Raw genomic sequence first — 18,724 nt, forward strand, 5'->3', positions numbered from 1 at the left:
CCTCGACCGTCTTCCGCAGCACGTCCTTCCGGATGTATCACTCGACCTTCAAACCATGACCTACGGCTCGGGGACGCGGAGGTCGCGCGAGCGCAGCAGCATCGCGGACGCGGTGGCGGGGGCGAGCACCGACGCGACGATGATGCCCCAGTCCCACGGGCCCCGGGCGCGGGCGGCGTTGTAGGTGATTGCCTGCACCAGCGTGAGACAGGCATCCGCGCTGGTGAGCCCGCCCAGCAGCGTGGCCAGCCCGTCACGCCAGCGGCGCATCAGGAGCAGCAGTCCGACGATGAGCCCCACGTCGAACAACACCCATGCCCCCTGTACCCACGGCGAGGGGAACCAGGGCGTGCTCACCGGCAGCGCGAGCAGCATCGTCCACGGCACCAGCAGCGCGGTCAGCGCGCGCACGAAGAGGCGGGGCCGGCGCAGCAGCGTGACGAGTCCGAACTTCACCAGGCTGCCCCGCGCGAAGGCGCGCAGCGCGTCGTACACCGCCCACGGGGCCGGTTCGTCCGCGGGGTGCGAGAGGAACAGGGGCACCCAGGCGTCGGGGCGGAACTTGGCCTTGAAGGCGCGCAGGCCCTCGAAGTCGAACAGGGGCCGGCCCGCCGTGCGCGCGAGTCTCAGCCACGGACGCACCGGGCCCGCGAGCGGCGCCAGCCCCAGCGTCACGTACCGGCGTCCGTTCGCCGCCGCGGCGCGCATGGCGGCGTCCACCAGCGTCTCCGCGGTGCCATTGGGCGCGGAGGGTTCGCGCAGCAGGTCCTGGAGGAACCAGCCGTCGCGCGCGTACACGGGCGTCACCGACAGGAAGCCCACCACGCGGCCCTCCCGCTCCGCCACGAAGGCGCGGCGCTCGCGGGCGAAGGCACCGGGGGCCAGCCCCACCAGGAAGCCCATGGTCGCCATCCGCCGCGACGCCAGCCAGTGCTCCGCCAGCACCTCCACCGCGGCGCGCAGCGGGTGGCCCGGCGTGTCCATCACCTCGGCGGGCACCTCGCGGACGCGCACGCCGTGGGCCCGGGCGCGGCGGAGCTGTTCGCGCAGGCTGCGGCTGCCGCGCACCACCGCGTCCCATTTCGCTGGGTCCCACACCGGCTGCTCTCCGATGGGCAGCTCCCGGAATGGGACGAGCTGGGAGAAGCGCGCCTCGGTGGCGAAGAAGCTCACGCGCCGGCCCGCGCTCCGGGCCGCATGATGGAAGCCCTCCACCACCTCCCGCACGCGCTCCGGCGCGGCGATGGGGCCGCCTCCCGCCACCCACGCGCCGCCCGTGTCCACGTACGCCACGCACCCGTTCCCCCCGGGCGCGAACCAGTAGCGGAAGCCCGGTTGCAGCACCTGGAAGGACGTCGCGTTCCAGCCGTGGTGCCGCAGCAGCGCCAGCACCCGCGCCCGCTCGCCCCCCGCGTCCGGGGCGGGTTGTTCGTTGGAGACACCCATGGGGTTGGCGCTCAAGCTACGTCCCGCCCTGTTGATTAGAGCATAAGAGCCGTTTCTCTCCAGAAAGAGCAGCGGGGCGGAGACGGTCCACTGACGGGTGCCGGCCGGGTTGTGCGCCTGGCCGGTGGGTTGGCCCTCTGGCCGGGGCCCGGGGCGCCACCGGGGCCTGGGGTAGCCTCGCGCGAAGAGGCCACGCGGTCATGTCTCCCGGAGAAGCGATGTCCCTGAAGTCCCTCGTGTAGTGGTCCCTGCTGACCGTCCTCCTGGGCGCATGTGCGGGCCCGTCGCCGTCCGAGCGCCCCGTGGCATTGCTGCCCCGGGTCCTCTTCCAGTCCCCCATCGCCCTGCTGCGCGCGTTGGAGGACAACGAGAACGCCGCCTGGAAGGACGTGGAGCCGCTCCTGGACAAACAGCAGCAGGCGAAGGCCCGGGAGCTCTTCGCCCGGCAGCGCGAGGAACGACTGCAAGCCAGCGAGTCGCTGAGCGGCCCCGGCGCGTGCCAGCCAGGGCACTCTTGCGGCGAAGTTGGCGCACAGGAATGAACGGAGGGGCTTCCTCGGGCTTTGAGATGCACCCCTTTAGACATCTGATGAGGAAGCCGCGCGTGTCATCGCTACCGAGTCCTCAACGCGCCTTCTTCTTGAGCGGGATGACCTGGAACTTCGACTGGGCATATTCGAGGGTGCCCAGTTCCTTGCCATAGACGGCGTCCTCATCCACGTAGGACGTGATGCGAATGACCCGGCCTTTTCGGGGCAGGTGGTAGGCCAGGATGGAGCCTCCCCAATCCCGGAGGTACTTCTCGCTCAGCCCAGGTTTGCCCTTGGAGGCGATGAGCCCCGCGTTGGCGTAGAGCTGGATGGCCTTCTCGAGGGAAACCTCCAGGGCATCCTTCTCGAGCTTCAGTCCCGACTTGTCACAGCGGTAGACAGCGGTGTTGACCACCGAGACCCCGGTGCCCACGAGCGCAAGATGATAGCCCTCCGGGTTCTTGAACAGGGCGGCCTCGTAGGTCGTGCCGGAGTCGTCCTCCGTGGACATGTAGCCGTTGGGCACGTCCCGGATCTTCCAGGTCTGCCCCACGACCTCCTCGGCGAAGGACGCCCCGGAATCATCTTCCGAATCGTCCTTCGCCTCGGGCTTCACGGTCGCCTTGAGGTGTGCCTCCAGATGCCGGAGCGCGGTCTCGATGTTGGTGGTGGCACAGCCAGCGCTCGCCGCTGGCTTCGCGGGAGGCGCCGAAGCAAGGGCCAGGATGACGACAGCCTTCAGGAGCACCACGGCGGATTCCTTTCAGCGGGCGGAGGGAAGGAGCGCCCGGAGTCGGCGGCACTCTACCGCCTGCCCCGCCCTACCGTCCTCCGGGCGGAGGCCTGCCACGCATGTCCGGGCTTGACGTGGACAACCGCGCAGCTCAGACCTTCCTAACCTCCCCCAGGACCTCCATGCTGTGGGGCGCATCCGGTACCGCGCATGCGTCACCGCTCGGGTCAGGAGGCGCCGTTGAAGTCCCACCCGTGGAACCCAGGAGTCTGTCCCATGCGAATCACCCTGTCCCTGCTGGCTGTTGTCGTGGGCGTCACCTTCTCGGCGGGTTGCGGTGGCGGGTACGAGCCGGAGCAGGCACCGGCGTCCGAGTCGGCCCCTGTCGAGGAACAGCTCCCGGAAGGCACTGTCACGCAGCTGGCCATCTGCACGCAGAAGTGGACGTGCAATTACGTCCGTTGGTACAGCACCGAGGCGAACTGTGTCGCGGGCTGTGGCGGCGCGGCCTGCACCAAGGACTACGCGTGTACGGGCGGTTGCCTCTGCCCCTGAGGCGGCATCGCGGTCCTCGCTGAAAGTCATTGCAGCGTGGAGGGTATCGGCGGGTCGGGAACTTCCGGCCTGCCTTCCTTGCACCAAGGCCCCTAGGGTCGCGCGGCCGCGAGGATGTAGCGGGGCAGCAGCTCCTCCCGGAACCGCTTCCACAGTGCGAACTGGCTGTAGTTGGCTCCGGTGAATGCCACCGCCAGGTCGAGCTCCGGGACGACCATGACGTACTGCCCGCCGTTTCCGCCCGCTTCGTACTCCGCGTAGACGCGGCCACCGACCTTCAGCTCGTGCCGCCACCAGGCGTAGCCGTAGGTCCTGCCCGGACTCATCTCCGCATGTCGGGCGGTGGAGCGCTCCACCCAGCGGCGGCTGATGACCCGCCGTCCGTTCCAGATGCCGCCGGACAGGTAGAGTTGCCCGAGCTTCAACGCGTCGCGGGGGCGGAGGTAGAGCCCGCCGCCCAGGTACGCATCGCCATCGGGCGAGAGGTTGATGTGGTGGCGTCGCATCTGGAGCGGGGCGGCCACGGTGCGCTCGAAGAGCTCCGGCAGCCAGGTGCCCGTCGTCTGGTGCAGGACGGCGCCCAGCAGGTGCATGCCCGCGGAGCAGTACACCGCCGCGTCCGCGCCGGGCTCGCGGGCCATGGGCAGGTTCAGCGTGTACGTGTACCAGTCGGAAGGCTGCTCCTGGAGCGTGTTCTCGTTGCCGGGGGAGCTGTCGTCGTTGTCGTCGCACGCGAGCCCTGACGTCATGGTCATCAGGTGCTCCACCGTGATGCGCGCCTTGCGCGGATCCTGCGCGGCCAGGGCCGTGCCGCCGGGGAGCAGCGGGTACACCGGTGACTCCGGCCGCAGCTTCGCGCCCTGGTCGATGGCGGCGCCCACCAGCATCGGGGCGAAGGTCTTCGAAGCGGAGCGCAGGTCGTGCGGGCGCTCCGAATCCTGGCCATGGAAGTACTCCTCGACGACGAGCTTCCCGTGGCGCGCGATGAGCAGGCCTTCGATGAGCGGCGTGGGCGTGGGGCCCGGGGTCGTATCGAGGATGCCCTGCACCAGCGCGCGGATGGGGGCCTCGTCCATGGCGACGTCCGCGAGGGACGCCGTCGCCCAGCCGTCACCGTCGGCGATGGGCTTGCGGTAGGTGTAGACAGGTTCGGCGGGCGTGCGGGGATAGAGGCCCACCGCCTGGTCGCGTTCGCGGCGGGTGAGGTCGAGCGTGCCCAGGAAGAGGACGTTCAATGACAGCTTCTCGGCGCTGGCGTCATACGTGCCGGTGAAACGCATTCCGCCGGAGCGGACCTCCACGAGTTGGACGGCGTCGTCCTTCAGGGAGACGCGGAAGGCGCCCTGCCGGCCCAGGTTCTTCTCCGGGTTGCGGACGAAGGCGTGGATGGCGCCGTCCGGCATCTCCTGGACGACCAGGTAGAGCGTGAAGCGATCCTCCAGCGGCGTCACGCTGCCGCGCCACACGTCCTTCTGGAGGGGGCGCAGCTCCACGGGCGTGGCGTAGCGGACGCCGCCCACCTGGATGCGCGGCTGGATCCAATGCCCGAGGATGCGCTTCCCGTCCGGCGACAGCGACCCGCGGAAGTCACCCTGGCCCCCTGGGAGCGTGAACGTCAGGGTCTGCTTCTCCAGGACGCCAGGGACGGTGAACCCTCCAATGGACGCGCGCCAGCCGCCCGGGTCGCGGACGAGGGTGAGTCCACCGCGGACCTCGGGACCGTAGGTGCCTTCCCCGCCCCAGATGCCCACCAGCGCCTTCGCGGGATCCGCGCTCCGGGATGCGGGGCCCGCGTCTGGAGTCGCGGCGGGCTGTGCCAGGGCCACTTCCTGGAACAGGGTGGCCAGGAGGAGTGACAGCCTCAGGAGGGACGGGCGCATGGGGAGGGCTCACGGTGTCGGGACAGGGGGCGCTTGCCCTACGGGTGGAAGCGCACCCGATTACAGGGGGCTCTCAAATGCTGACGGCAACTCCTGCTGGTAGCCTCGCGCGAAGAGGCGATGCGGTCATGTCTCCCGGAGCAACCATGTCCCTGAAGTCCCTCGTGCGGTGGTCCCTGCTGACCGTCCTCCTGAGCGCATGTGCGAGCCCGTCGCCGTCCGAGCGCCCCGTGGCATTGCTGCCCCAGGTCCTCTTCCAATCCCCCATCGCCCTGCTGCTCGAGCGTCACGACGCACTGGCGCTCACCACCGACCAGATGATCCAGCTGGGGCAACGGGAAGAAATCCTCGCGGCGAAGAACCGGCCGCTACACGACCGGCTCAGGGAGATCAGCAGCCCACGCCCGCCGCCGCGAAGGAACCCGCCCGGCGTCGGAGCCCGGAGCAGCCCGGGCCCCAGCGCCTGGCCAGCAGAGCCCCCCCCACTCGAGGGTGAAGAGGCCGTGAAGCAGCGGCAGGCACTGCTGCGCACGGTGGAGGACAACGAGAACGCCGCCTGGAAGGACGTGGAGCCGCTCCTGGACAACCAGCAGCAGGCGAAGGCCCGGGAGCTCTTCGCCCGGCAGCGCGAGGAACGACTGCAAGCAAACGAGTCGCTGCGCGGCCCCGGCGCGTGCCAGCCAGGGCACTCTTGCGGCGAAGTTGGCGCACAGAAATAAGCGGAGGGGTGGCGACTCCGCCCGGCCCTCACCGTGGCGAGGGCGTGGTGTCGGCGAAGCCGCTCGGCGGCCCGACTCGGATGCCGTCCACCCAGGCCTTAGACCGGCTGAGGTTGTTGGTGCTGGTGTCCGTGACGGTGACGACGAACTTGAGGGTGACGTTCTTGTTGGCGAACGCCGACAAGTCCAGGTCCGCCCGCTGCGTCCAGTTGGCCTCGGCGAGGGTGCCAATGCCGCTCTTCACCGCCGAGTCCACCACCGTGTCCACACCATCATTCACGATGACGCGGAAGGCGGCCGAGGCGGTGGTGTTGGCGCAGGACAGGTCCAGCTTGCGCCAGTAGGTCAGCCGGGGGTTGGCCGTCAGCGCCACGCTGACGCTGGCCGTCCGGGTGACGGTGTTGAAGGCCGCAGTGGCCGCTCCGAGGATGGACTTGCTGCCCGTGCTGCCCGTCTGGTCGCTGGCGTCCAGCGCCCACGCGGTGAGGCTCCAACCGGCGTTGTCCGGCCCGTTGGCCGAGAAGCCTTCGGTGAAGCTCGCCGAAGTCCGGGCCACCGTCACCAGCACCGACGCGGAGGCAGCCGAGTTTCCCGCCGCGTCGTAGGCCCGCGCCTGGAGCGTGTGCGTCCCGGTGGCGTAGGCGGTGGTGTCCCAGCTGAGCTCGAAGCGCCCGGCCTGCGCCGCCGCCGCCCCCTGCCCCACCACGGCGCCATCGACGAGGAACTCCACCTTCGTCACGCCCCGGTCATCCGTCGCGTTGGCGGCGAGGGTGACGGCGCCCGAGACGGTGGCCCCGGCGGTGGGAGCGGTGAAGCTCACCGTGGGGGCGGTCGTGTCGGAGGTGCCGCCGGTGACGGTGACCGTGACGGTGCTCGAGGTGGCGGTGTTGCCTGCCGCGTCGTAGGCCCTGGCCACCAGCGCGTGGATGCCATTGGCCGCCGTGGCGCTGTTCCAGGTGAACGCGTAGGGCGCGGCCGGGTCGGTGCCTGCCAGCGCGTTGTCGATGAAGAACTCCACCCGCGAGACGCCCACGTTGTCCGCGGCGGTGGCGGTCACCTGCACCGCGCCGCTCACGGTGGATCCGTTGCCCGGCGCCGTGAGACTCACGGTGGGCGCGACCGAATCCGTGTTGTCGAGTCCGAAGAACTTCGCCACGTACCAGGTGGAGCAGATGTCCGTGTCCAGCACGTATGCGCCCGCCGTGCCGCAGGCCACGGTGGTTCCGGGGAAGTTGAACGCCGGATCAATGGGCGTGCCGTGCCCCATGCCGGTGAGGGAGTAGGTCTCCACCAGCGCCTTGCCCGCGGCGTCCTTGTAGACCTTGTGGGGGTAGCCGGCGACCGTCTCGCTGACGTCCTCCGTCAGGTCGATGCCGTGCACCGCGGTCCACTGCTCCACCCCCTCGGTGAGGTTGGTGTTCTTCACGGTGAAGTCGGAGGTGCCGTGCCAGAGCGGGCGGCGTGTTCGACGACCTCATCGCCACGGGCGGCCCCGACCAGGGCCACGTGTTCCTGGGCAAGAAGGGGTACCGGGCCTGGACGCTCGCGGACAACAAGCCGCGCCCGGACATCGAGCGCCGTGGCGTGCTCGACCCGGCGGTGCTCCCGCACTACCCCTACCGCGATGACTCGCTGCTCCTGTGGGAGGCCCTGGAGGAGTACGTCGGTGGGGTGCTCGGGCACTTCTACGCGTCCGACGCGGAGCTGGTGCGCGACACCGACATGCAGCGCTGGTGGAAGGACCTCGTCGACCACGGGTTGCCCGTGGAGAAGCTGCCGTGCGCGGAGCTGAAGCGCGTCTCCGACCTCACCGACATCCTCACCACCGTACTCTTCACTGTCAGCGTCCAGCACGCGGCGGTGAACTACCTCCAGTACGAGCACTACGCCTTCGTGCCCAACGCGCCCTTGTGCCTGCGCCAGGCGCCGCCGCGCAAGAAGGGCGTCCTCAGTGAGAAGGACATCGACGCGATGATTCCTTCCAAGACGCAGATGCTCTGGCAGGTGGCGGTGGGCCGCGCGCTGTCCAGCTTCGGCGACGACGAGGAGTACCTGCTCCACGAGGGCGGCTGGCGCGAGGACTACTTCCAGGAGCCGGACCTCATCGCCATCCGCGACCGCTTCCACACCCGCCTGCGCGCGCAGAGCGAGGCCGTGAAGGCGCGCAACGCGAAGGCCGCCGTGCCCTACACCGTCCTGCAGGCCGACCGCATCCCCTGCGGCATCACCGTCTAGCGCCGCCAGGAGATACCACCCGTGCCCAACGCTCTTTCTCGCGGCATCTTCAACCTGTTCTTCGGCGCGAAGCGCAAGCCGTTCGCGTCGCTGCCCGGCCCCCAGCCGGGGATCCTCGGCACCGCCGGGGACTTCCTGGGGGCTTCCCCTGGGACGTCTGCGCGCGCTATGGCCGCGAGTACGGCGGCGTCACCCTCATCTGGATGGGGCCCAACCCGGGGCTGGTGCTCAACGACCCGGCGCTCATCGCGGAGGTCTACGAATCCCCCCGCCGGACGGAGTTCGAGAAGGGGAACATCAGTGAGCAGATCCGCCCCTCGACGACGGACGACACGTCCTTCACTGCGGAGCTGCGAGGAGACTGGGTCCAGAAGCGCGCCATGGAGCCCACGGCCCGGCCATGGGCCGCGGAGTCACTGGCGGACATGGTGGGCCCCATGCAAGCGGCCATCTCCGAATCCGTGGACGCGCTCCTGAAGCGGGACGCCATCGACCTCGCGCCGGACCTGCGCCGGCTCACGTTCGATGCGTTCTCGGTCGCGTTGGTGAGCGAGAAGCTGCCGGAGCAGGTGTTCGAGGACTTCATGCTGCTGGCGAAGGCGGCGGATGCGCGCATCCAGGCCAAACTGCCGCTGAAGTTCGTCAAGCCGCCCAAGGGCTTCGAGGAGGCGAAGGCGCGCTTCTACGGGCACTTCGTGGACCGCATCCGCGAGGCGCGCAAGCGGCATGGCTCCCGGGCCGTGGACGTCATGTCGCGCTACCTGGAGGAGCAGCCGGGCATTGATGACCAAGTGCTGGCGCACATGCTGGGCGGCACGTACTTCGGCGGGGCGTTCTCCTCCAGCGTCACGCTGGTGGGAGCGTTCCACCAGCTCAACAAGCATCCGCAGGCGGATGCGCGGCTGGCCGCGGAAGCCGCGTCCCTGATGGATGGGCCGCTGACGGTGGCGAAGCTGGACGGGGCGAAGTGGGTGGAGGCGGTCATCCTGGAGTCACTGCGCGTCCTGCCGGCGGTGCGGGTGATGACGCGCACGCCGTCGAAGGACGCGCAGCTCGCCGGGGTCACGCTGCCAGCGGGGGCGATGATCATGATCACGAATCAGCACCTGCACCGCGACCCGGCCCACTGGCCGGAGCCGGACACGTTCAAGCCGGAGCGCCGGCTGGACGGCGGGGCGGTGCGTGACCCCTTGGGAAGCGGCCATTTCTTCCCGTTCGGCCGGGGGCCGCGCGCATGCGTGGGCGCGGACTTCGCGATGGTGTTCCTGAAGACGGCGCTCGCGACGATTGCCTCCCGCGTGAAGGTCCACGTCGATTCCACGGAGCCCTTCGAGGAGGGCTTCTTCTTCGGCGTGGTGCTGCCGAAGGGCGTTACCGGGAAGTTCGTTGCACGGACGGCCCAGGCGTCACTGGACGTGCGGGTGCGGAGCGCCTGAACTCCGGGATGGGACGGCGTCCTGCAACTCCGCAGCATCTCCAACACCGCCGCAGGAACCAGGGCCGGATGCCCCTGGTCCCTGCGGGCGTCTCACCTCATCAGCGCGACAGCGTACCGAAAGCCTGGACGTAGCCGTCCACGAACCCCATCGACGGGGCGTCCTGCTCGATGTTCGCGCGGACCGGGCCGGGCAGGTCGGAATCCAATGCGCTGGCCGAGCCCTGCACCGCCAACAGCTGACTCGCGACGACCTGCAGGCTGAAGGCGCCCGTGTTGTTGTTCTCGTTGCTCTCCGCGATGACCGCGTCCACGTCCGCCGCGAGGACCAGGTAGTAGCTTCCCGGTGCGATGGCCGACGAGAACGTGATGGCCGTGGGCGCGACGGGGAACGTCCCCGTTCCGGCGCCCACGGAAATCCCGCCGATGTAGCTGAGCAGGTTGTAGTTGGCGTCCGCCAGGAAGACCCCCAGCGTGGACGGGGCATTCACGGGGCAGGCGGTGTAGAGGTCCGCCGTGAAGGTGACGGTGCCGCCCGGCGTGATGGTCGCGGGGGTCAGCGTCCCGGCCGTGAAGAAGAAGTCGGGCAGCTTGGTGGTGCCAATCAGCGTGTCGTCGCCCCACGGGGTTCCAGAATCCGCTTCGACCTGGATGTAGAAGCTCTGCGGAACGCAGGCGGTCGTGGCCGCGTCCAGCACCGCCTGCGCACTGGCCTGGACCGTGGCGTAGGAGAAGGACGCCGACTGGGTGCCAGTGGGAGGAAGGTAGAGCCCCGTTCCGGCCCGCCCGAGCAGGATCTGCGTTGAGCGCATCAGGACCCGGTTGCTGGTCCCCTGCCGGGTGGCCGCCAGGTAGAACCGGAGCTGTGCTGACGCCAGCGGGCTGCTTCCATTCAGGCCATAGTTGATCGTGAAGATGGAATAGGGATTGGGAATCGTCGCGGGGGCGGTGACTGTCGTGACCCCGATCGCCGCTTGAGCAGGCGCCGCGGCAATGAAAGTCAATGCGAAGACCGCCACCAGGAGCTGTTTGAGTTTTGTCATTCCTTGAGAATGGACAATCTCAGGTATTCAAATCAAGAGTTCTTGGTGAGGGTGAAAATTGCCCCGTCCGAGGTGGTTTCCGCCCTCGGGGGAATCCACTATTGCTTTCGCGTCCTTGGTAGTATTTGCAAAAGAGCGGTGGATGCCTATGCGGCGTCGTGAAAGATGATTCCCGCCGGAGCATAGCGGACGGGCTGCGTTACGTGGCGGTGTGGAACTCGGCATTCCTCCAGTCGCATGACCTGGCGGAGGCCTTCTCCGCCTTCGCCGAGCACCGCCCGCCCCGGTTCCAGGGGCGCTGACGCGCACACGGCCCCTCGTTGCTCAGTCCCACGGTGCTACGCTGTCAGTCTCTCCGCTGATTCGACGATGGAAGCGTGCTGGAAGTCCGGGCAAGCTGCGCGCGTCCGTCCTGGGGGAACGCCATGGTGAAACCAGACTGGAGGTGGGTCGCGCCACGACTCGCTTCGCTCTACCACCGGGGCCTCCTGGTCCCCTTCATCGGCGCGGGACTGTCACGCCCCACGTGCCCGGGCTGGGGAGACTTCATCACGCATCTGGAAACCTCCGCGGCCACCGGCGTGGGCACCGGGCGCGACACCGCAGCCCTCATCCGTCGGGCGAACAAGACGGTCCTCGCGCTCCGCCATCGCGGACAAGGGGCGCTCGAGAAGGCAGTTCATGAGGCGCTCGCCGCGTCCCCCGTGCGGATTCCGGAAGGCATCGAATGCCTCGCAGACATCTGGTGGCCGCTGGTCATCACCACCAACTACGACAACCTCTATGCATCCACCGTCGTCTCGAAGTGGAAGACCCGACCGCTCGTGCTCGGACGCTCCCCCATGCATTGTTTCCAGGTGGGCCGCGTCCTGCGTGAGCCCCTGTCCCCTGCGCTCTGGGCCATCCAGGGCTACCTGGACACGCCCTGCGCCGAACACTTCGATTCGCAGAACCAGCTGGCATCCGAGCTGATCGTGGGCCACGAGGAGTACCGCCGCGTGACTCACCGGGAGCCGCATTTCCGGCGCACCTTCGCGGAGGTTTACCGGAACAGGAGCCTCCTGTTCGTGGGCTCCGGCCTGCAGGAGCAGTACTTCCTCGATCTCTTCTCTGAGATCCGCGAGTTCTACGGTCCCAACGGCCACCTGCACTTCGCCTTCGCCCCCGAAGGTGAGTTGGACGTGGACTTCCTCCTGCGCGAGTTCCAGGTCGCCGTCGTCGAGTACGCGGTGCCCAAGGACAACCTGGCGGACCACTCGGACCGCCAGCGGCATCTGCGGGAGCTCAAGCACGCCATCGCCGTTGCTCCGACGCCCAGTCGCTGGGACTACCAGGTCCCCCATCCGACGAAAGCCCGCACCGCGTGCTTCTCGGTGGAGAGCACGCCGCTACCCGATACCCTGGAGGCCCATGGCTGCCTGGCCGTGAGCGCAGGCGGTGAGCTGGGTCGCGGCCGCCTGTGGCTCAGCCCTCCCATCAAGCAGCTCGTTGAGACCTACGCGCCCGGTGTCCCTCACCGCATGCTTGGACACTACGTGGCCCGCTATGGCGACCATCCCGTCTTCGCCGTCGTCGCGCGGGAAGAGAGGTCTTCCGCCGGGAGGTTCGACTGGGATGGCGAGCGGACCCTGGCGGCGGTGTACTGGGCGACGCGGAACCTACTGGCTCACGCACAGCAAATGGGATTCACCACGGTGCATGCCCAGTTGTTCGCCAGCGGCCCGGAGCTGGATGGCGCGCGCGACGCGAAACCGCCCTTCCGACCTGCGCACGCACTGGCTGAAATGGCCAGCGCCTTTGGCGACTTCGCGCGCGCCGGGGAGTCGTCGGACGACCTCCGCATGGTCGTCCACGTGGTGGATCCAGGCGTCTATACCGAGCTGCGCCGGGGACGCCTCTACCTGCCCGAGTTCCTTGGCTGCGAGGACCTGCGCATCTGGGTTTCCATCGAGTTGGAGGGAGGGCCGCCCAGCTACCACCACCTTCACATTCCGGCGTTGGAGTTCTCGGACTCCCGCCCTCTCACGACGGGGTCGCCCGTCCGCCTCAGGGACATCGCCCGGATGTTCCACATCCCAGAGGACTGGACGGTGGACGTCTGGCCGTCGCCCCAGCGGGGCTGGGCACCGGGACCGCTCCAGAACCTCGGAGACAAGGAAGTGGTCTTCGCGGCCGTGGCCGGAAGCACCGTGCGCTTCATCGCGCCTGGAACTCCTCGCGATTGAGGAAGCGCACAGCGTCTTCCCGCGCGTCGATGGCGTGGAGAGCCGTGCCCCGTTACTGGACGATTTCCCGCGTCGTCCCGTAGGCGAACCGAGCGTCGCGGAAGTCCGCCGCGAAGATCCTATTGCCGCCCCGGTACACGCCGAACTCGAGGTAGTTGGCGCCCGTGCCGCGCGGATACATGGTGGGCGTGATCCGCTTCAGTGGACACCAAGGAAGAGGCAGGTACGGTGTCCGACATGAAGGAAGTAAAGAAGCCACAACGCCCGCGGCGTAGCTGTAGAGCGACAGCAAAATTGACCCCCTCGCGACACTAAAACTGCCCCCCTCCCCGGGCCTGCAAACCAGGGAGGTAGTCAGCAATGGGAGCGACGGCAGTAGTAGCCCTCCGCGCGACAGCGGAGGAGTCGATGGTCGAGCAGGAAGTCGTGCGGCGGATGCGCGCGCTGGCGGAGACGGGCTGGGGCCACAAGCGCATCGCGCGCGAGGTGGGCGTGGCGCGCAACACGGTGAGACGCTACCTGCGTGCGGGGCGCGGGGCCGACACGCAGGTGCGGCCGAAGGCACGGCGGCTCACCGCGGCCGAGCAGCAGCGCGCGGTGGAACTCTGGGACTCAGCCGCGGAGGGCAACGCCGTCGTGGTCCAGGCCCTGCTGGCCCAGGAGGGCCTGGAGGCCAGCGTGCGCACCGTGCAGCGCGCGGTGGAGAACAACGAGAACGCCGCCTGGAAAGACGTGGAGCCGCTCCTGGACCAACAGCAGCAGGCGAAGGCCCGGGAGCTCTTCGCCCAGCAGCGCGAGGAACGGCTGCAAGCAAACGAGTCGCTGCGCGGCCCCGGCGCGTGCCAGCCAGGGCACTCTTGCGGCGAAGTTGGCGCACAGAAATAAACGGAGGGGCTTCCTCGGGCTGAGTCGACGTGTCTTGCCATTCTCACCAGCGTCCGGGCCAGCTCCACAGCCGCTGTCTTCTGCCGTCACCTGGGCGGCTCGCGCGGTGGCGACTCCGCCCGGGCCATCACCGTGGGGAAAGCGTGCCCTGCGGCCCCACACGGATGCTGTCCACCCACGCCTTGGACCGGCTGAGATTGCTGGTGCTGGTGTCCGTGACGGTGACGACGAACTTGATGACGACGTTCTTGTTGGCGAACGCCGACAAGTCCAGGTCCGCCCGCTGCGTCCAGTTGGCCTCGGTGAGGGTGCCCAGGCCGCTCTTCACCGCCGAGTCCACCACCGTGTCCACGCCATCATTGACGATGACGCGGAAGGCGGCCGAGGCGGTGGTGTTGGCGCAGGACAGGTCCAGCTTGCGCCAGTAGGTCAGCCGGGGGTTGGCCGTCAGCGCCACGCTGACGCTGGCCGTCCGGGTGACGGTGTTGAAGGCCGCGGTGGCCGCTCCGAGGATGGACTTGCTGCCCGTGCTGCCCGTCTGGTCGCTGGCGTCCAGCGCCCACGTGGTGAGGCTCCAACCGGCGTTGTCCGGCCCGTTGGCCGAGAAGCCTTCGGTGAAGCTCGCCGAAGTCCGGGCCACCGTCACCAGCACCGACGCGGAGACGGCCGAGTTGCCCGCCGCGTCGTAGGCACGCGCCTGGAGCGTGTGCGTCCCGGTGGCGTAGGCGGTGGTGTCCCAGCTGAGCTCGAAGCGCCCGGCCTGCGCCGCCGCCGCCCCCTGCCCCACCACGGCGCCATCGACGAGGAACTCCACCTTCGTCACGCCCCGGTCATCCGTCGCGTTGGCGGCAAGGGTGACGGCACCCGAGACGGTGGCCCCGGCGGTGGGAGCGGTGAAGCTCACCGTGGGGGCGGTCGTGTCGGAGGTGCCGCCGGTGACGGTGACCGTGACGGTGCTCGAGGTGGCGGTGTTGCCTGCCGCGTCGTAGGCCCTGGCCACCAGCGCGTGGATGCCATTGGCCGCCGTGGCGCTGTTCCAGGTGAACGCGTAGGGCGCGGCCGGGTCGGTGCCTGCCAGCGCGTTGTCGATGAAGAACTCCACCCGCGAGACGCCCACGTTGTCCGCGGCGGTGGCGGTCACCTGCACCGCGCCGCTCACGGTGGAGCCGTTGCCCGGCGCCGTGAGACTCACGGTGGGCGCGACCGAATCCGTGTTGTCGAGGCCGAAGAACTTCGCCACGTACCAGGTGGAGCAGATGTCCGTGTCCAGCACGTATGCGCCCGCCGTGCCGCAGGCCACGGTGGTTCCGGGGAAGTTGAACGCCGGATCAATGGGCGTGCCGTGCCCCATGCCGGTGAGGGAGTAGGTCTCCACCAGCGCCCTGCCCGCGGCGTCCTTGTAGACCTTGTGGGGGTAGCCGGCGACCGTCTCGTTGACGTCCTCCGTCAGGTCGATGCCGTGCACCGCGGTCCACTGCTCCACCCCCTCGGTGAGGTTGGTGTTCTTCACGGTGAAGTCAGAGGTGCCGTGCCAGATGGAGATGCGCGGGTAGGCGCCCGTATAGGTGGGGAATGCGCCTCGCACCAGGTCCCTCCACGCGGTGGGCGTCTTGTCCACGCCCGGGCTCATGCAACTGAAGCCGCCCGTCATCGAGGTGGCGCACCCGTACGGAATGCCGGCCATCACCGCGGCGCCGGAGAAGACATCCGGGTAGGTGGCGGCCATCACGTGCGTCATCGCGCCGCCGGCCGACAGGCCGGTGACGAACACGCGGCTCGGATCAATGGAGTAGGTGGCCTTCATCTGGTCCACCATCTGCTTGATGGAGAGCGCCTCGCCCTGACCGCGTGCGGTGTCCCCAGGCTCGAACCAGTTGAAGCAACTGGTCGAGTTGTTGCCACTCACCTGCTCCGGATAGACGACGTAGAACTTGAGCGACCCGGCCAGCGCGCTCCACCCGGTGTTCGCGTAGGCGGCCGCCGTCTGGGTACAGCCGTGCATCGCGACGACCAGGGGCGCGTTGGCCGGCATGCTGGCCGGCACGTGCGTCCACATCCTCAGGTTGCCGGGGTTGGTGCCGAAGCTGGTGACCTGCGTCAGCCCGCTCTGGACCTCGGCGAACGCGGGTGCTTCCCCGGAAGACCCTTCCACCGGCATCCCCAGGGGGTCGCACCCCAGGACAGTCAATGCGAGGAGCCCACAGCAAAGACGTCCAAAGCGCTGACCGTGCATGGAAACCCTCCCTGGAAAGAGGGCGCAAGGTATCACCTTGACGGGCGGCGCCAAGATGATTCCTGAATCATGCATCAACTTCTCCGCATGAGAGCATTTGCGCACTGCGCCGTCCCCGGGGTTCCCAACCGAGAGGCCTCAACTGAAACGTGTGAACACGTCATGGCCTACCGCGTAACAGGCATTTCTTGAAAACTTGACTTCCCAGAATACCCTTCCTCCTCCAGGCTGGGCGGCATGCGCGAGAGGAAGCCGCGCGAGGAGGCCGTGACGATGAGGCACACCCGATGGGCAGCGGTCCTGAAGCTGGCGCTGGTGCTGGGGACGCTGGGGTTTTCCCAGGCCGCGCAGGCGCAGGACGTCTTTGACCCGCGCGTCTTCAACTGGCTGTTCTACCTGAACAACAACGCGGACCTGATGCGGGCGGGTTACCGGACGCCGCAGCAGGCGATGAACCACTGGCAGGCCAGCGGCATCCGCGAGGGGCGGCAGGCCGTGTCCAGCTTCCACACGCGCCAGTACCTGGACCTGCACGCGGATGTGCGCGCGGCCTACGGCGCGGGCAACTACACCGGGGCCCTCAATCATTATCTGATCTACGGCGCCAACGAGGGCCGTCAGGGCCACTACGCGGGCGGCTACGGCCGCTGGACGGTGGGGAACGACATCATCCGCATCAGCGCCTCCACGCGCACGGCGGGCGCCATCGACAGCCTGATGTGGAACGGGCGCGAGTTCATCAACTCGTATGACCACGGCCGCCAGCTCCAGACGGCGGTCATCATCGATAACCAAGGCGAGTGCTACAACCCGACCCAGGCGGGCAGCAGCAACGACGGGCTCGCGTCCACCACCACCAGCGTGCTGGAGGGCGTCTACACGGAGCCCTCGCGCCTGGCCGTGCAGAACCTGCCCGCCTACTGGCTCGCCGCGGGGCAGGCGCACCCGTTCCCCTCGGGCAACTGCGTGCGCGCCGTCAACACCACGAACGTGTCCGACTACCGGATGAACACCGACGTGCGCGTGGGCTTCGGCGGCATTCGTCACGCCATCGAGTTCATCACCGCCGTGCAGCTTCCGCGGTACGCGAGCGCGTTCCAGCTCGAGGGCCCCACGGCCTACCTGTCCGGCGAGTTCTCCTCGTTCTACGCCATGAACTTCGCCACGGGAGGGCTCATCGCGCAGTCCCCGGCGAACACGGAGCAGGACGAGCCCGTCATCATCTCGCTGCCGGACGGCTCGGCGGCCCTGGGCGTCTGGTCTCCGAACCTCCCGGACGGCGGCACGGCGAGCCGCTACGCACGCTTCTCGTTCATCGACGGCGGCAACCCCGCCAACTCCACCACCAAGTGGAGCGCCGTGTTCCGCCGCACCGGCCTGGCGCCCGGCACCTACTCGTTCCGCAGCTTCCTCTTCGTGGGCAGCCTGGAGAACGTCCGCGTGGCGATGCTCCAGGTGCGCAACCAGTTCCTCACCGGTCAGGCCCACTGACTCCGGCGCGGAAGGACGCAGGGTCGCGCTCCTGCGTCCCTACCGCGTGCGGCTCACTTCACCGCGATGGCGGCAACGCTCCCATTGCTTCGCGCGATGAACAGGAGGCCATCCTTGCCCATGGCGAGGTATCTCGAAGGAGAGCAGCCGGTAGCCCTGGATGGCGAGGACGTTCCGGGAGCCGCCCAGCACCGGCGCCGTGGACGCGCGCTCAGTACTCTTTCAGGAGTGCGCTGGCCGTCTTCAGGCCGAGCCTCTTGAACAGCGCCGAGAGCTTCGCCTTCGGGATCAGCTTCTTGGCGGCCGCCTCGACGCGAAGGAGCGAAAAGGCGAGCAGATCGAGCGACGTGAAGGCCGGTGCGACAGTGCCTTCCTCGTGGGCGTAGCGGACGACTTCTCCCGTGGTGGTGTCGAGAAGGAACATCTCTCCGGAGCCATCGCTCGCGATGCCGACGTATTTGTCGTCGTTTGCTCCGTACAAGTCATTCTTCTTGCAGTCGAAGCCATAGGTTTCAAAGTCGAACGCGATGGTCATCACTGGCACGCCACCGCCGGTCACCGCGTCGTCGAGCGCGCGGCCCGCGGGAGCGGCGCGGACCTTCTCACTGCCAGGCTTCGCCACGCGGCCCGCCTTCGGGAAGAAGCGCGCCGCGTCCGCCGCGAAGTCGCCGCGCTCGATGTAGCCGGACAGGGCACTCGCCTCGACGTCCTCTCCCCACTCGGCAATCGTGGTGGAGGGGATGTCGAGCGGCGTGCCGTCCTTGGCGAAGTACGCCACGCTCTTCAGCTTGCCCTTGACGAAGACCGCCGTCAGGCGATGGGGCCATGGCTTGGGAACCTTGAAGACCTTGGCCTGGAGCGTGGTGCCGGCATACTCGAACAGCGCACCGTCGACCGGCCCGACCACCCACTCGACGGTGCCGTCGACCGCGCCGTCACGGAGCGGGACCCGCAGCGTGTCCGGGAAGTCGAAGCCGGCGCGGAAGCGCACCTCGACCAGTGCACCGTCCGCGAACGTCGCGAGCATCGTCTGATTCGGTCCCTTCGGGAGGCCGAGCGCGGCCTGCAGGGCCACGCGCGGCGCGTGCTCGGACATCTGGTGGATGGCGAGCGACCACTTGACCTCACCGTCGAGCTTGCCGTTCTTGCGTGGGGCGTCGAGAAGCAGGAGGCCCGACGGATGGATCCACAGGCGCTCGCGCGCGTCGCTCGGGCCGCCATCTCGCCAGAGGTTGGCGTCGGCATCAAAGGTCGCTTCGGGCGGGACGCCCTTGGGGCGCAGCTCGGTTGTCATGGCACCGGACCCTACATAAA

General features: G+C 68.6%; 16 protein-coding genes and 1 pseudogene. 9 read left to right on the forward strand and 8 right to left on the reverse strand.

Annotated features, from left to right (window positions below; all coding sequences use genetic code 11):
• Positions 1-60: 60 nt before the first annotated feature.
• Complete coding sequence (locus tag D7V97_RS02020) at positions 61-1,446, reverse strand: bifunctional lysylphosphatidylglycerol flippase/synthetase MprF (RefSeq protein WP_120608880.1); 1,386 nt, start codon at positions 1,444-1,446, stop codon at positions 61-63.
• 302 nt (positions 1,447-1,748) lie between these two features.
• Between D7V97_RS02020 and D7V97_RS02025 the strand changes: the two genes are divergently transcribed.
• Positions 1,749-1,988, forward strand: coding sequence for a hypothetical protein (locus tag D7V97_RS02025; RefSeq protein ID WP_147444650.1), 240 nt, complete (start codon positions 1,749-1,751; stop codon positions 1,986-1,988).
• Between the two features lie 82 nt (positions 1,989-2,070).
• Here the strand turns inward: D7V97_RS02025 and D7V97_RS02030 are convergent, their stop codons facing one another.
• Entirely contained in the window at positions 2,071-2,727 is a 657-nt protein-coding gene (locus tag D7V97_RS02030; RefSeq protein ID WP_120608882.1) for a hypothetical protein, read from the reverse strand.
• Positions 2,728-2,985: 258 nt separating this feature from the next.
• On the opposite strand from D7V97_RS02030, the gene D7V97_RS02035 reads away from it, so the two are divergent.
• Positions 2,986-3,264: a hypothetical protein gene (locus D7V97_RS02035; protein ID WP_120608883.1), complete on the forward strand. Its 279-nt coding sequence runs from the start codon at positions 2,986-2,988 to the stop codon at positions 3,262-3,264.
• A gap of 92 nt (positions 3,265-3,356) precedes the next feature.
• Here D7V97_RS02035 and D7V97_RS02040 read toward each other — a convergent pair whose 3' ends face one another.
• Positions 3,357-5,144 (reverse strand): serine hydrolase, encoded by a 1,788-nt coding sequence (locus tag D7V97_RS02040; RefSeq protein ID WP_120608884.1) that lies wholly within the window; start codon positions 5,142-5,144, stop codon positions 3,357-3,359.
• Between the two features lie 146 nt (positions 5,145-5,290).
• On the opposite strand from D7V97_RS02040, the gene D7V97_RS02045 reads away from it, so the two are divergent.
• Complete coding sequence (locus tag D7V97_RS02045) at positions 5,291-5,863, forward strand: hypothetical protein (RefSeq protein WP_120608885.1); 573 nt, start codon at positions 5,291-5,293, stop codon at positions 5,861-5,863.
• A gap of 28 nt (positions 5,864-5,891) precedes the next feature.
• Here the strand turns inward: D7V97_RS02045 and D7V97_RS02050 are convergent, their stop codons facing one another.
• Entirely contained in the window at positions 5,892-7,289 is a 1,398-nt protein-coding gene (locus D7V97_RS02050; RefSeq protein WP_120608886.1) for an Ig-like domain-containing protein, read from the reverse strand.
• A gap of 35 nt (positions 7,290-7,324) precedes the next feature.
• On the opposite strand from D7V97_RS02050, the gene D7V97_RS02055 reads away from it, so the two are divergent.
• Positions 7,325-8,098: a lipoxygenase family protein gene (locus D7V97_RS02055; RefSeq protein WP_233582461.1), complete on the forward strand. Its 774-nt coding sequence runs from the start codon at positions 7,325-7,327 to the stop codon at positions 8,096-8,098.
• A gap of 203 nt (positions 8,099-8,301) precedes the next feature.
• Positions 8,302-9,534, forward strand: coding sequence for a cytochrome P450 (locus D7V97_RS02060; RefSeq protein ID WP_368668863.1), 1,233 nt, complete (start codon positions 8,302-8,304; stop codon positions 9,532-9,534).
• Between the two features lie 100 nt (positions 9,535-9,634).
• On the opposite strand, the gene D7V97_RS02065 is transcribed toward D7V97_RS02060, so the two are convergent.
• Entirely contained in the window at positions 9,635-10,345 is a 711-nt protein-coding gene (locus D7V97_RS02065; protein WP_158623246.1) for a CARDB domain-containing protein, read from the reverse strand.
• A gap of 389 nt (positions 10,346-10,734) precedes the next feature.
• On the opposite strand from D7V97_RS02065, the gene D7V97_RS02070 reads away from it, so the two are divergent.
• Together D7V97_RS02070 and D7V97_RS02075 are read left to right on the forward strand one after the other, a co-directional pair.
• Positions 10,735-10,878, forward strand: a complete 144-nt coding sequence (locus D7V97_RS02070) for a hypothetical protein (RefSeq protein ID WP_199728676.1) — start codon at positions 10,735-10,737, stop codon at positions 10,876-10,878.
• A gap of 123 nt (positions 10,879-11,001) precedes the next feature.
• A complete protein-coding gene (locus tag D7V97_RS02075) occupies positions 11,002-12,801 on the forward strand; it encodes an SIR2 family protein (protein WP_120608888.1) in 1,800 nt (599 codons plus the stop codon).
• Between the two features lie 52 nt (positions 12,802-12,853).
• Here D7V97_RS02075 and D7V97_RS46430 read toward each other — a convergent pair whose 3' ends face one another.
• Positions 12,854-12,982, reverse strand: coding sequence for a hypothetical protein (locus D7V97_RS46430; protein ID WP_255424743.1), 129 nt, complete (start codon positions 12,980-12,982; stop codon positions 12,854-12,856).
• Positions 12,983-13,209: 227 nt separating this feature from the next.
• On the opposite strand from D7V97_RS46430, the pseudogene D7V97_RS02080 reads away from it, so the two are divergent.
• Positions 13,210-13,503 (forward strand): annotated as a pseudogene (locus D7V97_RS02080) (helix-turn-helix domain-containing protein); the annotation flags it as partial.
• Positions 13,504-13,813: 310 nt separating this feature from the next.
• On the opposite strand, the gene D7V97_RS02085 reads toward D7V97_RS02080, so the two are convergent.
• On the reverse strand, positions 13,814-15,844 hold the full coding sequence (locus D7V97_RS02085; protein WP_233582462.1) for a PHB depolymerase family esterase: 2,031 nt from the start codon (positions 15,842-15,844) through the stop codon (positions 13,814-13,816).
• 348 nt (positions 15,845-16,192) lie between these two features.
• Between D7V97_RS02085 and D7V97_RS02090 the strand changes: the two genes are divergently transcribed.
• Positions 16,193-17,410, forward strand: a complete 1,218-nt coding sequence (locus D7V97_RS02090; protein WP_147444651.1) for a hypothetical protein — start codon at positions 16,193-16,195, stop codon at positions 17,408-17,410.
• Between the two features lie 211 nt (positions 17,411-17,621).
• Here D7V97_RS02090 and D7V97_RS02095 read toward each other — a convergent pair whose 3' ends face one another.
• Positions 17,622-18,704 (reverse strand): SMI1/KNR4 family protein, encoded by a 1,083-nt coding sequence (locus D7V97_RS02095; protein WP_120608891.1) that lies wholly within the window; start codon positions 18,702-18,704, stop codon positions 17,622-17,624.
• Positions 18,705-18,724 lie beyond the last annotated feature (20 nt).

Source organism: Corallococcus sp. CA053C (assembly GCF_003611675.1).
Classification (GTDB): Bacteria; Myxococcota; Myxococcia; order Myxococcales; family Myxococcaceae; genus Corallococcus.

Bases quoted from the DNA above. Each gene is read 5' to 3' on its own strand.
- D7V97_RS02065 (WP_158623246.1), bottom strand. From the start codon at position 10,345: ATGCGCTCAACGCAGATCCTGCTCGGGCGGGCCGGAACGGGGCTCTAC.
- D7V97_RS02090 (WP_147444651.1), top strand. From the start codon at position 16,193: ATGAGGCACACCCGATGGGCAGCGGTCCTGAAGCTGGCGCTGGTGCTG.
- D7V97_RS46430 (WP_255424743.1), bottom strand. From the start codon at position 12,982: ATGTATCCGCGCGGCACGGGCGCCAACTACCTCGAGTTCGGCGTGTAC.
- D7V97_RS02035 (WP_120608883.1), top strand. From the start codon at position 2,986: ATGCGAATCACCCTGTCCCTGCTGGCTGTTGTCGTGGGCGTCACCTTC.
- D7V97_RS02040 (WP_120608884.1), bottom strand. From the start codon at position 5,144: ATGCGCCCGTCCCTCCTGAGGCTGTCACTCCTCCTGGCCACCCTGTTC.
- D7V97_RS02095 (WP_120608891.1), bottom strand. From the start codon at position 18,704: ATGACAACCGAGCTGCGCCCCAAGGGCGTCCCGCCCGAAGCGACCTTT.
- D7V97_RS02045 (WP_120608885.1), top strand. From the start codon at position 5,291: ATGTCCCTGAAGTCCCTCGTGCGGTGGTCCCTGCTGACCGTCCTCCTG.
- D7V97_RS02060 (WP_368668863.1), top strand. From the start codon at position 8,302: ATGGGGCCCAACCCGGGGCTGGTGCTCAACGACCCGGCGCTCATCGCG.
- D7V97_RS02085 (WP_233582462.1), bottom strand. From the start codon at position 15,844: ATGCCGGTGGAAGGGTCTTCCGGGGAAGCACCCGCGTTCGCCGAGGTC.
- D7V97_RS02075 (WP_120608888.1), top strand. From the start codon at position 11,002: ATGGTGAAACCAGACTGGAGGTGGGTCGCGCCACGACTCGCTTCGCTC.
- D7V97_RS02020 (WP_120608880.1), bottom strand. From the start codon at position 1,446: ATGGGTGTCTCCAACGAACAACCCGCCCCGGACGCGGGGGGCGAGCGG.